At 72.1% G+C, this 13,939-nt stretch carries 9 protein-coding genes; 7 read left to right on the top strand and 2 right to left on the bottom strand.

The features are described from left to right. Positions 1–184: 184 nt before the first annotated feature. The 7 genes from OCT49_RS02485 to OCT49_RS02455 all read left to right on the top strand — a co-directional run bounded on the left by OCT49_RS02485 (position 185) and on the right by OCT49_RS02455 (position 9,072). On the top strand, positions 185–1,567 hold the full coding sequence (locus tag OCT49_RS02485) for an extracellular solute-binding protein (RefSeq protein WP_283850246.1): 1,383 nt from the start codon (positions 185–187) through the stop codon (positions 1,565–1,567). A 57-nt stretch (positions 1,568–1,624) separates the two neighbouring features. Next, positions 1,625–2,644: a carbohydrate ABC transporter permease gene (locus OCT49_RS02480; RefSeq protein ID WP_283850245.1), complete on the top strand. Its 1,020-nt coding sequence runs from the start codon at positions 1,625–1,627 to the stop codon at positions 2,642–2,644. Further along, complete coding sequence (locus OCT49_RS02475; protein ID WP_283850244.1) at positions 2,644–3,570, top strand: carbohydrate ABC transporter permease; 927 nt, start codon at positions 2,644–2,646, stop codon at positions 3,568–3,570. Before OCT49_RS02480 ends, OCT49_RS02475 begins: the two co-directional genes overlap by 1 nt. Before the next feature lie 174 nt (positions 3,571–3,744). Then, positions 3,745–6,540 (top strand): hypothetical protein, encoded by a 2,796-nt coding sequence (locus tag OCT49_RS02470; RefSeq protein ID WP_283850243.1) that lies wholly within the window; start codon positions 3,745–3,747, stop codon positions 6,538–6,540. Between the two features lie 100 nt (positions 6,541–6,640). Further along, positions 6,641–7,615 carry an acetylxylan esterase gene (locus OCT49_RS02465; protein WP_283850242.1) on the top strand — a complete coding sequence of 325 codons (975 nt, stop codon included), beginning with the start codon at positions 6,641–6,643 and terminating at the stop codon, positions 7,613–7,615. Between the two features lie 108 nt (positions 7,616–7,723). Continuing rightward, complete coding sequence (locus OCT49_RS02460) at positions 7,724–8,434, top strand: hypothetical protein (protein ID WP_283850241.1); 711 nt, start codon at positions 7,724–7,726, stop codon at positions 8,432–8,434. After that, complete coding sequence (locus OCT49_RS02455) at positions 8,431–9,072, top strand: hypothetical protein (protein ID WP_283850240.1); 642 nt, start codon at positions 8,431–8,433, stop codon at positions 9,070–9,072. Before OCT49_RS02460 ends, OCT49_RS02455 begins: the two co-directional genes overlap by 4 nt. 29 nt (positions 9,073–9,101) lie before the next feature. Here OCT49_RS02455 and OCT49_RS02450 read toward each other — a convergent pair whose 3' ends face one another. Continuing rightward, the gene (locus OCT49_RS02450; RefSeq protein WP_283850239.1) at positions 9,102–10,853 is read right to left on the bottom strand and encodes a serine/threonine-protein kinase; all 1,752 of its coding nucleotides are present in this window, start codon (positions 10,851–10,853) and stop codon (positions 9,102–9,104) included. Positions 10,854–10,908: 55 nt separating this feature from the next. Beyond that, a complete protein-coding gene (locus OCT49_RS02445) occupies positions 10,909–13,923 on the bottom strand; it encodes an alpha-mannosidase (RefSeq protein WP_283850238.1) in 3,015 nt (1,004 codons plus the stop codon). Positions 13,924–13,939 lie beyond the last annotated feature (16 nt).

Raw genomic sequence — 13,939 nt, 5'->3', positions numbered from 1 at the left:
GACGTCAACGGTCCGGCAAGGGGTGCATGTGGGGTTCCCGGTCGGAAATCGCCCGGGTGCTGGTCAGGGGAGCGGGGACGAACCGGTGTTCACCCATTGACGCGGCCATATCGGCCGGTGCAAGGTGACCCCGGCTGGAAAACGCTTTCCGGCTGATTCCGGTCCGCCCCTGAATGGAGTCCCGATGAGACCCTCCCTGCGCACCGCCCTGACGGGCGTCACCGCAGGTGCGCTCGTCTGCGTGCTTGCCTCGTGTTCCGGTTCCGGCAGCGACACCGCCGCCGACGGCACGGTGACCATCACCGTCTCCGGGCGTCCGCCCGCCACGAACGCGGCCGCGCTCAAGACGTTCGAGGCGCGGGTGGCGGAGTTCGAGAAGGCCAATCCCAAGATCAGGATCAGGACGAACGAGTACCAGTACGACCAGCAGAGCTTCCAGACCAAGGTGGGCGGCGGCAGTCTGGAGACCGTCGTCCGGGTGCCGCTGACCGAGATGTCGGGGCTGATCAAGCGCAGGCAGGTCGCCGACCTCACTGCGGACTTCGGGAAACTGAAGCACAGCGACGAGTTCAACGACGTCGCGCTCGGGGCCGCGAAGGGCGCGGACGGCAAGCTCTACGGCATCCCCACCGAGGAGTACGCCCTCGGTCTGGTCTACAACCGCGACCTGTTCGAGAAGGCCGGGCTCGACCCGGACGAGCCGCCGGCCACCTGGGCCGAGGTCCGCACGGCGGCCAGGACGATCTCCGAGAAGACCGGTGCCACCGGCTATGCCCAGATGACCAAGGAGAACACCGGCGGCTGGATGCTGACCGCGATGGCGTACTCCTTCGGCGACAGCATGCAGGCGGAGAAGGACGGCAAGTGGGCCAACACCTTCGACCGTCCCGGCAGCGGCGCGGAGAAGGCGCTGAAGACGCTGAAGGACATGCGCTGGACGGACGACTCGATGGGCCGGAACCAACTGCGCAACCTGACCGACCTGGAGAAGGACTTCTCCGCCGGGAAGATCGGCATGGCCATCAGCGGACCCAGCGTCATCGGTCACTACATCCAGCAGTACAAGGGTGACCGGGACGCCATCGGACTCGCCGCCATGCCGACCGACGGCAGCAGCAGGCGGACCCTGGCCGGCGGCACCATCGCGGTGATCAGCCCCCGCGCCACCTCCCAACAGCGCGAGGCCGCGGCGAAGTTCATCGACTTCTACTACCTCTCCACCAAGTACGACGTCGCCCTCGCGGAGAAGGACGCGCAGGCCAAGAAGAAGGACGGAGCCGTCATCGGCGCGCCGACCGTCCCGTTCTACAAGCCGTCCATCGCGGACCCGGTCCGGGCCGCGGTCGACAAGCAGGCCAACGTGCCGGTCGCGCACTTCGCCCCGTACACCGAGGCGCTCGGCGACTACGAACTGGCCATCGAGCCGCCCGTCGAGGCGCAGAACGTCTACAAGGCCCTCGACACCGCCGTCCAGGCCGTGCTCACCCGCGAGGACGCCGACCCGGCCGAGCAGTTGAAGAAGGCCGCCGCACAGGTCAGGTCCCAGGTGGAGCGGGCGCAGAACTGACGGCGGTCCGGCCCGTCGGACAGCCGGCACAGCACGAGGAGAGGCGAGGAGACGACGATGAGCAGGTCGCAAGTGCCTGGGGCGGCCACCGGCAACGACACCCGGGACGGCCGGACGGGAGAACAACGCGCCGCGGACCGGCCACGGACCGCCGACGGGCCGTCACGGACCGCCTCCCCGCACCGCGGCGGTCCGGCGGAACGCCTCGTGCGCTGGGTCCGGCAGGGCGGGATCACCACCATCCTGTTCGGCCTGCCCATGGTGTTGTGCTTCGCCTACTTCTCCTGGTGGCCGATCGTCCAGAGTGTGCGGCTCAGCTTCCAGCAGACCAATCTGGTCGACCCCGCCACCTGGGTGGGGCTGGACAACTTCCGGCACGTGCTGGACGACCCGCTGCTGTGGAAGGCCGTCGGTAACACCGCGCTGTTCGCCGTGCTCGCCCTGGTGATCGGCTTCCCCGTACCGCTCTTCCTGGCGGTGCTCATCGCCGAACTGCGGCGTGGCGGCACGCTGTTCCGCATCCTCGCCTACCTTCCGGTGGCCATCCCCCCGGTCGTCTCCGTGCTGTTGTGGAAGGTGTTCTACGACCCGGAAGCCGGCCTGTTCAACCAACTGCTGGCCCAGGTGGGCCTCGGCCCGTACCCCTGGCTCCAGTCCACCGACACCGCGATGCTGTCGATCGTCCTGGAAGCCACCTGGGCGGGCTTCGGGTCCACGGTGATCATCTATCTGGCGGCGCTCGGCTCCGTACCCACCGAGCTGTACGAGGCCGCCGAGATCGACGCCGCGGGCATCTGGCGCCGCGTCCGGCACATCACCCTGCCCTCGCTGCGCGGCGTCATCCTGATCATGCTCCTGCTCCAGATCATCGGCACCCTCCAGGTCTTCACCGAACCCTTCGTGATGACGGACGGCGGCCCGGAGGACTCCACCATCACCGTCCTGATGCTGATCTACAACTACGCCTTCCGGAACGGCGACTTCGGCGCCGCGACCGCGCTCAGCGTGATGCTGGCCCTCGTGCTCGGCGCGCTCTCGGCGATCTATCTGCGGGCGACGAGGAGCTGGAGCAACTGATGGCCGTACAACCCCCCCTGCGCACCCGCCGCCGCAACCGCCCCGAGGAGAACGGACGCGGACTCATCTCCGCCGCCGACCGGCGGCGGACCTCCGTACGCCTCTCGCTCGGCTCCGTCCAGACCCTCTCGCTCCTGCTGCTGCTCGCCTTCGGCGCCGCACCGCTCTACTGGACCTTCAAGGCCGCGGTCTCGCCGACCCAGGAACTGCTGCGTCACCCGTTGGCACTGTGGCCGGACCACGCGCAGTGGGACAACCTCTCCCGCGCATGGAACGAACTCCAGGTCGGCCAGTACCTCTGGAACACCGTGGTCCTGGTCACCGGCTCGGTGATCGCCCACCTCGTCATCGCCACCACCGGCGGCTACGTGCTGTCCGTGCTGCGCCCCAAGTGGGCCGCGCCCGTGCGGTGGATGGTGCTCGCCACCCTCTTCCTCCCCGGCTCCATCTCCCTGGTGGCGCTCTACCTCACCGTGCTCGACCTGCCGGGCCTCGGGATCTCGCTCGCCAACAGCCCCTGGGGCGTCTGGCTGCCGCACGCGGCCAGTGCCTTCACCGTCCTGATCGTGATGAAGTTCTTCGACGGCATTCCCCGCGAACTCTTCGAGGCGGCCAAGGTCGACGGCGCCGGGCCGTTCGTCGTCTTCCGCCGGATCGTGCTGCCCATGTCCCGGCCGATCCTCGCGGTGGTGACCCTGCTGACGGTCATGAACTCCTGGAAGGACTTCCTCTGGCCCCTGATCGTCATCCCGGACACCGAGAAGCAGCCCATCTCCGCCGCGCTGCCGCGCCTCGCGGAAACGGCGGAACAGTCGCTGCTCATCGCCGGGATGCTGCTCGCCATCCTGCCCCCGGTCGTGCTGTTCCTGATCTTCCAGCGGCAGATCGTGCGCGGCGGGGGAGGCTTCACCGGCCTCAAGGGATGAGTTCCACCCGGGAACACGCGCGGACCCGGTCCGCGCGGCCGACGGCGGCAGCGGTGCGCGCCGACGGCACACGGACCGGTGTGCTCCGCCGGGGTACAGCCGACGGAGCACACCACCGCCCGGGAGACCCGAGGACGCACCGCGCCGATCCGATCGAATCGAGAGGAAGCCTCGATGGAACAGAACGACACGATCCGGCCGGGCCCCGCGGCACCGGCCAGAGTAAGGGGCCGTTCCCGGCGGCCCGCAACCCGGGGCGGCGCGGCGGCCCTGCTGGCCTGCCTGCTGGCGGCGGCGCCCCTGCCCGGTACGGCACCCGCCGCCCACGCGGCCGGCACCCTCACCGTCACCTCGCCCGACCTGCTCTTCGTCAAGGGCCGGGCGAGGATCACCCTCGCCTCCGACCAGGCGTCCGTGGCCTGGAAGGCCATCGACCACCAGGGCCTGACCGTCGCGTCGGGCACCGCACCGGTCTCGGACGGCACCGCCACCGTCGACGTCACCGGCCTCGGCAGCGGCCACTACACGCTCACCGCGACCGCCGGCACCACCACCCGCAACGCCGACTTCGGCGTGCTGACCGCGCTGACCGGCAAGGAACAGCGGGACCGGCGTTTCGGCACGGGCATCCACTACGGGTGGAACGGCGGCGACGACCAGAAACTGCTGCGCGCGGTCAAGCTCATGGGCATGCACGGCATCCGCTCCGACATCAACTGGGGCGCCATCGAGAAGACCCCCGGCGAGTACTCCTGGAGCGCCTACTCCACCGACCAGCACATCCCCTACGCCAAGTCGCAGGGGCTGACCGCCCTGCCCATCTCCGGCTACCGCAACGCCAATTACGACGGCAACCGCACCCCGGCGTCCGACACGGCCCTGGAGGCCTACGGGAAGTTCACCGCCGCAGCGGTGGAGAAGTACCAGCAGTCCTCGAAGGAAATCGAGATCTACAACGAGTACAACTCGACCGGCTTCAACAACGGCACCTGCGGCATCACCGCCGACTGCTACCTCGAGCTGCTCAAGGCCAGTTACGGCAAGGTGCACGCCAAGGTCCCCGACGCCACCGTCGTCGGCGGCGGCCTGGCCGGCCTCCAGGCCGACTGGCTGAAGCGGCTGTACGCGATCGGCGGCCTGAAGTACATGGACGCGCTCAGCGTCCACCACTACGGCTACCCGAACCCGCCGGAGACCGCCCTGGCGAAGCTGCCGCAGGTGCGCGCCGACCTGGACGCGGCGGGCGGCAAGGACTTCCCGCTCTGGATCACCGAGAACGGTTACCCGACCCACAGCGACGGCGTCACCCCCGCCCAGCAGGCCGCGTACGTGCCGCGCGCCCAGATCTTCTCCTTCGCCTCCGGCGTCGACCGCTACTACTGGTACGACCTCACCAACGACGGCACCGACGTCACCAACAAGGAACACAACTTCGGCGCCTTCAAACGGCCCACCGCGGATGTCAGGGCCTGGCAGCCCAAGCCCTCCGCCGTCACCGAGGGCGTCCTGATCCGCCTGCTCGCCGGCCGCGCCTACGCGGGCCGTGACGACGCCGGTTCCGACGAGATCCGCTCGTACCGCTTCGGCACCGGGAGCGAAACGGTCCGGACCCTGTACACCACCGCGGACACCCCGAGGACGGTGGAGCTGAGGGCATCCGGCCCGGTCACCACCACCGACCAGATGGGCCAGGAGAAGACGTACCTGCCGACCGGCGGCAAGGTGCAGCTCGGCATCGACGGCAAGGTGCTGTACGTCAAGGGCGCGGTGAGCGCGGTCGAGGCCGTGACCGGCCCGGTGTTCTCCCTCGGGCTGCCGCAGCACTCCAACACCGAGGAGACCGTCGACGCGGAACTCCGGGTGGACGGCACCAAGGGCCGTACCCCGCTGCCGGTGCGCTACGACTTCCGGATCGCCGGGAAGAAGTACCGGGTGACCGCAAAGCCCGGCGAGGTCGTCCGCCAGAAGGTGGAACTGCCCACCTCGGCCCTCACCGGCCCGCGCACGGTCAGCGGCACGGTCGGCCTCGGACCGCTGAACCTCGCCCGGCTCACCGCCGACACCGAGGTGCTGCCCCCGACCCAGGTCACCTTCGACCCGGTGGTCAGAAAGGCGGCCCCGTTCGCCGCGGCGATGAAGATCACCGTCACCAACAACCGCGTCCGCGGCCCGCTCGAACTCACCAAGCTGGAATGGCAGGTGAACGAGGGCAACGCCTACCTGGACCGGGGCACCATCGACGGACCGATCAGGGTCGGAGCCGACTCCAGCACCTCGTACACCGTGGACGCGCGCAACGTGAAGCAGTGGAAGCGCTACTGGACGGCCGCCCACCTCACCACCCCCGACGGCACCAGGACCGCCGTGGGCACCTGGAACGGCTGGGGCGCCGTCCAGCCGGCCGGTACCGACACCACCGCACCGATCGACATCATCGGCCACGGCACCGTGAACTACAGGAGCGGCTACAACGGCGCGGCCGACCTGTCCGGCACCGTCCGACCCCAGTACACCGACGCCGGGCTCGTGCTCAAGGGCGCGATCACGGACAACGCCCTGGCCCAGCCCGCCACCACCGCCGAGAACATGTGGCAGGGCGACAGCATCCAGTTCGCCGTCACCCCCCGGGCGCCGGGCCGCAGCAAGCAGTACGTCGAGGTCGGCGCCTCGCTCGTGGGCGGCAGGGCGCAGGTGCACACCTGGCGGGCACCGGCCGGCCAGTCCGCCGGCCCCACGCCGGGCGCCACCGCGCGGATCACCCGGGACGGCACCACCACCCACTACACCGTGACGGTGCCGTGGGCCTCGCTCGGCCTCGCCGGCAAACCCACCGAATCCATCGGACTCGGCGTCGTCGTCAACGACAGTGACGACGACGGCCGGGCGCGCGGCTGGACGGAGTGGGGCGGCTCCATCGCCAACAACTCCAAGAGCGCCGCCGGCCTGCGGGCCGTCCAGCTGACCGACTGATCCCTCCCCCGAACAGGCGGGGCCGGGCGCACCTGACAGCGCCCGGCCCCGCCGCGCCACCCCGCACCACGCCCGGCCCCGCCGCGAGGAGAACGCCCCCATGGCCCTGTTCGACCTGCCGCTCCACGAACTCCGCGACTACCGGCCGCGGATCGACGAACCGGAGGACTTCGACGCCTTCTGGGCGAAGACCCTGGCCGAGACCCGCGCCCACGACCCCGCGGTCGCCTTCGAACCCGTCGAGACCGGACTGACCGGCATGCGCACCTGGGACGTCACGTTCGCCGGCTTCGGCGGCCACCCGGTCAAGGGCTGGTTCAACGCCCCCGCGCACGCCGAGGGACCGCTGCCGCTCGTCGTCCAGTTCCACGGCTACAACGGCGGCCGCAGCCTCCCGCACTGCTGGGGCATGTGGCCGCTGGCCGGCTTCGCCCACTTCGTCATGGACGTACGCGGCCAGGGCAGCGGCGGCAACGCCGGCGACACCCCGGATCCGGTCGGCTCCGGCCCCTCCCACCCGGGCTTCATGACCCGGGGCATCGAGGACCCGGAGACCTACTACTACCGCCGGGTCCACGCCGACGCCGTGCGCGCCGTCGAAGCGGCCCGCTCCCACCCCCTCGCCGACCCCGCCCGCACCGTCGTCCTCGGCGGCAGCCAGGGCGGCGGCATCACCCTCGCCGTCGGCGCGCTCGTCCCCGACCTGGCCGCGATCGCCGTCGACGTCCCCTTCCTCTGCCACTTCCGACGGGCCGTCACCCTGACCGACGCCGACCCGTACGCCGAGATCGTCCGCTACCTCAGGATGCACCGGGGCAAGGAGGGGACCGCCCTGCGCACCCTGTCGTACTTCGACGGGGTGTCCTTCGCCGTCCGGGGCCGCGCCCCCGCGCTCTTCTCCGTCGCACTGATGGACCGGACCTGCCCGCCCTCCACGGTCTTCGCCGCCCACAACGCGTACCCGGGGGAGAAGGCGATCGAGGTCTACCCGTTCAACGGGCACGAGGGCGGTGCCATGTTCCAGGAGGCCGTCCAGCTCCGCTGGGTGCCGAAGGCGCTGGCCGGGGCGGTCTGACCCGCCGTCCGCCCGGGTGGCGTGCGTCACGGACAAGGTGTGGACAGCACGTATATGGTCCACCGGGGTGATCCACAACCCCGCGAACGGCAAGGACGAGGGCGGACGGTGCGACACAGGGTCTACGCGCAGGCGATGCGCGTCATCGCGTGCGCGCTGATGACATGGCAGGTCTGGACGATGTGGTACATCTCCAGCCACGAGGCGGTGGGGGTGAAGTGGTCCTGCGACCTGACCGGGGAATGTGCCAGTGACCAGCTCGCGGCGATGTCCCCGATGCTCGGGATCGCCTTCGCCGCCGCACTCGGCCTGCTCAGTGCCCGGTACCTGCACCGGGCGGCCCCGGGCGCGATGATCGCGCTCTGTGCCGTCGCGGCCGTGGCCGGCTGGTACGACGCGCTGGCGGAGGGCCTGGTCGAGCGGGACACCGTCACCAGCTTCCACATCCTTTTCCCGATCGGTGACTTCTCCGTCTCCACCTGGCTCACCTTCCTGTGGTCCGTCGCGGGCGCGGGCTGCCTCGCCGCCTGGTGGGGCGCGGCCGTCAGCCTGCGGCGCACCGGCGGGCTGCGCCGGTTCTCCCGCCGCTGCCGCACGGCCCCCGCGGTGCTGGAGGGCTGGCGGTCGGTGGGCCGCAAGTACGGTGAGGTCACCGTGGTGTTCGAGGACGAGGACGGAGGGCGCCACGAGGTCCCGGCCGTCGTGGAACGCATCGCCCTCAAGCGGGACGTCCTCGCCCTGTACGACACCGACCGTCCCGCCGACCCGGACCGCACCCGGGTCGTCCTTCCCCGCCGGAAGCTGCTGCGTCTCACATGATCACGCCGAACTCCTCCCCCTCCTCCCCGCGCCGGTTCTTCGGTTTCTTCGGCGTGGTGTCCGCGCTCGGCACCGCACTCGTCCTCACCGCGGTGGTCGAGGGCGCCGTGGACGGCCCCCGCTGGCTGCTGTTCCTCGCGCTCCCCGTGGCGGCCCTGGTCCTGACGGCGTTCGGCAAGGTCGCCGAGAGCGCGGCCTCGGGCGTGGCCGCCCCCGGGCTGCGGGCCGGCGGCCCGCGCGCCTTCGCGCCCGCCGTGGTCAACGGTGTGAAGGCCGTCGACCGGGCCGACGGCCGCGCGGTTGTCGACGGGCGGGCGGCGAACTCGGTGTTCGTCTTCGACCTGACCGTGGTGGCCGACGGCCTGCCCCCGTACCGGGTCGAGGTCCGCCACCCCCTCGACCTCCAGGGACTGCTGCACAAGTCCAGGGCGGTCGTCGAGTACGACCCGGAGCAGCCCTGGCGGGTCGTCCTCCCCGACGCCCCGCCGCGCGAGTGGCTGGCCCGCGCGCACGTCCTCACCCCGCCCACGGACGAGGTGAGGAGTCCGGGCGGCGCCTTTCCGGCCGGCTCCCGGACCCTGGCGGCGGGCGTGGCGCTCGCGGCCGTGCCGGTGGTGCTGATCCGGGTGCTCGGCTGAGGGCCCGTCGGGGCCGGGCCGCCGCGGGTTCAGCTGTCGCGCGGGTACTTCCTGAGCACCTTGCCGTTGACGTCGGCCCGCAGGTAGGCGCCGCCGTACTCGTCCGAGACGTAGACACTGATCGTCGGCTGGTAGTCGTCGAACGGGGACGCCGGGTCGATGTCCACGTAGTGGCTGGTGGGTTCGGCGACGCCGAGTTCCTTGTCCGCCCGGCGTATCAGCCCCGGCAGGACGTCCCAGTCGAACTTCTCCAGGTCCACGGACCTGGCGCCCGACATGAGGGTGCCGCCGGCCCGTTCACGGGTGGCCCTGCCGTCCCGGTAGGCGTAGACGTCGTACAGCTTCTTGTTGTTCCTGAGCGGGGCCTCGACGCTGGCGTGCTCCTCATACAGCGTGAACGAGGTGATCCGGGTGCCGCCCATCACCGGTTCCAGCGCGGCGATGACGGAACGCACCCCCTCGGGCGTCAGCAGGTTCTCCGGCTGTTCCGGAGCCGTCTCCTCCGGCTCCGTGGCCCCCGCCGTCTCCTTCGTTCCCGTCGTGCCCGCCGCTTGTCCCGCCGCGTCGCCGGCGGCGGAGGAACCGCGGGTGGCCCCGGCCGAGGCGGACGGGGAGCGGTCGGCGGCCCGGTCGTCCGCGTCGGGCAGCAGCGACCACACCAGGGCCCCGGTCAGGGCCGTCCCGGCGAGAGCGGTGGTGACCGCGACGGCGCGGCCCCGTCGGACCCGGCGGCGCGCCTCCCCCGCCCTCAGCGGCCCGGGCGGGGCGGGCACGGGCGTGCCGCTCCCCGCGCCGGGCACCGGGGACGGTCCGGGAGGGGCGGACAGCACCGCGGTGGGGCCGCCCGAGGGCACCGAGTCCTGCAGGGTGAACGACGGCTGCGGGCGCGGCGGCCCGGCGTCCTGCGGGGCGCCGGGCTCCTGCCGGGGCGGCGTCGCCGCGGACGTGCCCACCGCCGCCAGCATCCGGTCCAGCTCGTCGGCCCCGGGCCGGGTCGCCGGGTCCCGGGCCAGCACCGCCTCCAGCACCGGGGCCAGCGGACCGGCCTGCCGGGGCGGCGGGATCTCCTCGTCGAGCACGGCCGCGAGCGTCGCCAGCGTGGTGGCCTTGCGCAGCGGGTGCCGGCCCTCCACGGCGACGTACAGCATCATGCCGAGCGACCACAGGTCGGAGGACGGGTCGTCCTCGTCGCCCCGGATGCGCTCGGGCGCCATGTAGTCGGGGGAGCCGATGATCGAACCGGTCGCCGTCAGGCTCGTGGACTCCCGGATCGCCGCGATGCCGAAGTCCGTGAGCACCGGGCTGCCGTCCGTCCGCAGCAGCACGTTGGCCGGCTTGACGTCCCGGTGGAGGATTCCGGCGGCATGGGCGGCGCGCAGCGCGGACAGCACCCCGCGCCCCAGTCCGGCGGCCTCCACCGGGGAGAGGGCGCCCTCGGCCAGCCGCTCCGCGAGGGAGGCGCCGGGCACCAGCTCCATCACGATCCACGGGTACGTCCCGACGCCGCCGTCCACGATGTGGTGGACGGTGACGACGCCCGGGTGGTCGAGCCGGGCCAGCGCGCGGGCCTCGCGCAGCACCCGCTCGCGCAGCAGCCTCGCCGACTCCGGGTCGTTCTCGGCGAGCGCCGGGTCCGGGGGCCGCACCTCCTTGAGCGCCACATCGCGGTGCAGGGCCAGGTCACGGGCCCGCCACACCATGCCCATGCCGCCACTGCCGAGCCTGTTCACCAGTTCGAAACGGTCGTCGATCACACGGCGCACAGGCCCCCCAGCGTTCATGGAAAAGAGGGTACGGGGCAGGCCCGCGGCGAAACGCACCCACCCCGTACGCGGCTCAGGGCCTGCCGTCCGGCGTCAGCCGCAGCGTCACGATCTGGAACGGCCGCAGCGCCAGCCGCACCACGTCACCCGTCACCTCGACGGCCGTCCCGTCGGCGAGCGGACGCTCCAGCAGGTCCGTGACGCTCGCCCCGGCCAGCGCGAAGCCCGCCGTAAGCCGCGCCGAGACCCGCCCGCCGTGCGCCTCGTGGAGCCGGACCACCACGTCCCCGCCGCCGTCGTCCGCGAGCTTCACCGCCGTCACCACCACCGCGTCGTCGTCCACCGAGACCAGCGGCGCCACCGCGGCGCTGCCCGGCACCCGGCGCTCGGGCAGGGCGAACCGCCAGCCCTCACGGACCGCGTCGCCGACCGTCGCCCCCGGCAGCAGCGCGTACCGCAGCCGGTGCACCCCCTGATCGGTCTCCGGGTCCGGGTAGCGGGGCGCCCGCAGCAACGACAGCCGCACCGTGGTCGTGGTGGAGCCGTCCTCGCGGACCGTACGGGTCACGTCGTGCCCGTACGTCGAGTCGTTGACCAGCGCCGCGCCCCAGCCCGGCTCGCCCACGTGCAGGAAGCGGTGCGCGCAGATCTCGAACTTGGCCGCCTCCCAGCTGGTGTTGGTGTGCGTCGGCCGTCGGACGTGCCCGAACTGGGTCTCCGCCGTGGAGTGGTCGGCCCGCACGTCGATCGGGAACGCCGCCTTGAGGAACTTCTCCCGCTCGTGCCAGTCGACCTCGGTGTCGATGTCCAGCCGCCGGGCCCCCGGCCGCAGCGTCAGCAGCTGGGTGACCCGGGACGCCCCGAAGCTGCGCACCACCTCGACGCCGTCACCACTGAGCCGCACCGAGTCGGCCCCGGTCAGATCGGTCACCGTGTTGCGGTAGAAGGCATCGACGTCCCAGGCGTCCCAGTGGTTGGGCAGGTCCGGGTGGACCTGGAGCAGGTTGGCCGCACCGCCCGGCGCGACCGTCTCCCGCCCGGTCACCAGATCGACGACCGAGACCACGAGACCCCGCGCGTCCACGGTCACCCGCAACAGCCCGTTGTCCAGCCGGAAACCGGAGCCGTGCGCCGTCACCTCCACCGGCGCCTCCCGCCGGTCCGGCGCGGGCACCGCACCTCCCGCGGCCACCCCGTCCCGCTCGTGCGGAGCGGAGTTGAAGACGACCGTGCCGCCGTTCCGCGGAGCCCCGGCCAGCGCCCGCTGCGCGGCGTCGATCACCGCTTCGAGCTCCTCGGCGATCCGGGCGTACGCCGCCTCCGCCTCACGGTGCACCCAGGCGATGGACGAACCCGGCAGGATGTCGTGGAACTGGTGCAGCAGCACGCTCTTCCAGATCCGGTCCAGCTCCTCGTACGGATAGCGGAACCCGGCCCGCACCGCCGCGGTCGCCGCCCACAGCTCCGCCTCCCGCAACAGGTGCTCGCTGCGCCGGTTGCCCTGCTTGGTCCGCGCCTGCGAGGTGTACGTGCCGCGGTGCAGCTCCAGGTACAGCTCGCCCAGCCACACCGGCGGCCGCTCGTACTCCGCCTCGGCGGCGGCGAAGAAGTCCGCCGGCTTCTCGATCGTCACCCGGGGCGAGCCCTCCAGATCCGCCAGCCGCCCGGCGCGCGCCAGCATCTCGCGGGTGGGGCCGCCGCCCCCGTCCCCCCAGCCGAACGGGACGAGCGAGCGCGTCGCACGGCCCTTGTCCCGGAAGTTCGCCTCGGCGTGCGCGAGTTCCTGACCGGACAGCTCGGCCACATAGGTGTCGACCGGCGGGAAGTGCGTGAACACCCGGGTGCCGTCCAGCCCCTCCCACAGGAAGGAGTGGTGCGGGAACGGATTGGTCGTGTTCCACGAGATCTTCTGGGTCAGGAACCAGCGCGAACCGGAGAGCGCCACCAGCTGCGGCAGCGCCGCCGAGTACCCGAACGAGTCGGGCAGCCACACCTCCTCGGTCTCGACCCCGAACTCCTCCAGGAAGAACCGCTTGCCGTACACGAACTGCCGGGCCAGCGCCTCCGAGCCGGGCATGTTGGTGTCCGACTCCACCCACATCCCGCCCACCGGCACGAACTGCCCGGCCGCGGCCTTCTCCTTGACCCGCGCGTACAGCTCCGGCCGGTGCTCCCGCAGCCAGTCCAGCTGCTGCGCCTGCGACATCGCGAAGACGAACTCCGGATGGTCGTCCATCAGCGCCACCACGTTGGAGGTGGTGCGGGCCACCTTGCGCACCGTCTCCCGCAGCGGCCACAGCCACGCCGAGTCGATGTGCGCGTGACCCACCGCCGACAACCGGTGCGCCGAGGCGTGCGCGGGGGAGGCCAGCACGCCCCGCAGCCGCTCCCGGCCGGCGGGCGCGCTCGCCCCCACGTCGTCCAGGTCCAGCGCGTCCAGACAGTCCTCCACCGCACGCAGGATCTCCCAGCGGCGCGCCGAGCCCAGCGGCAGCTGCCGCATCAGCTGGTCGAGCACCTCCAGGTCCTGGACCAGCTCCCACACCTCCCGGTCGAAGACCGCGACGTCCATCCGCCCGACGCGGTACAGCGGTTCGCTCCCCGCGGTCTCCCGGTCGCCCAGCGCACCGGCCCCGCCCAGGATCTCCGGATTGGCGGCGGCCTCGAGCAGGTACGTGAACTCCTCGCCGCCCGCCACCCGTTCACCGATCCGCAGCCAGGTGTTGCGCGGGTTGAGCGCCTTGACCACACTGCCGTCCGGCCGGTGGGCCAGCGCCTCCGCGGAGAAGCCGGGCCGGTCCTTGGCGAACCCCAGGTCGATCACCGCCTCGACGGCCTCCCCGGCCCAGTCCTCCGGCACCCGGCCGGTCACCCGGAACCAGCTGGTGCCCCAGGCCGGCCCCCAGGGGTCGCCGACGGCACCGGGCTCGTAGGGCGCGGCCACCGCCTCGGCGAAGGGCACCGGTTCGCCGGGGGCGTGCCAGACTTCGAACGCCAGCGGAACCGTACGGGGGTGGACGGCGGGGCGGATGCGCTCGCGCAGGACGCGGTCGAGCCGTTCCTCGGTCAGTGTGCGGTCGTCATGCATGGGTGGGAAGGGCCCC

It is taken from the genome of Streptomyces sp. ML-6, assembly GCF_030116705.1.
Taxonomy (GTDB): Bacteria; Actinomycetota; Actinomycetes; order Streptomycetales; family Streptomycetaceae; genus Streptomyces.
Note: the sequence above shows the minus strand (reverse complement) of the source record. Positions and strands in the feature narration are given on the sequence as shown.

Excerpts from the sequence above, each read along its gene's own strand:
- OCT49_RS02485 (WP_283850246.1), top strand. The coding sequence starts at position 185 with ATGAGACCCTCCCTGCGCACCGCCCTGACGGGCGTCACCGCAGGTGCG.
- OCT49_RS02480 (WP_283850245.1), top strand. The coding sequence starts at position 1,625 with ATGAGCAGGTCGCAAGTGCCTGGGGCGGCCACCGGCAACGACACCCGG.
- OCT49_RS02475 (WP_283850244.1), top strand. The coding sequence starts at position 2,644 with ATGGCCGTACAACCCCCCCTGCGCACCCGCCGCCGCAACCGCCCCGAG.
- OCT49_RS02470 (WP_283850243.1), top strand. The coding sequence starts at position 3,745 with ATGGAACAGAACGACACGATCCGGCCGGGCCCCGCGGCACCGGCCAGA.
- OCT49_RS02465 (WP_283850242.1), top strand. The coding sequence starts at position 6,641 with ATGGCCCTGTTCGACCTGCCGCTCCACGAACTCCGCGACTACCGGCCG.
- OCT49_RS02455 (WP_283850240.1), top strand. The coding sequence starts at position 8,431 with ATGATCACGCCGAACTCCTCCCCCTCCTCCCCGCGCCGGTTCTTCGGT.
- OCT49_RS02450 (WP_283850239.1), bottom strand. The coding sequence starts at position 10,853 with ATGAACGCTGGGGGGCCTGTGCGCCGTGTGATCGACGACCGTTTCGAA.
- OCT49_RS02445 (WP_283850238.1), bottom strand. The coding sequence starts at position 13,923 with ATGCATGACGACCGCACACTGACCGAGGAACGGCTCGACCGCGTCCTG.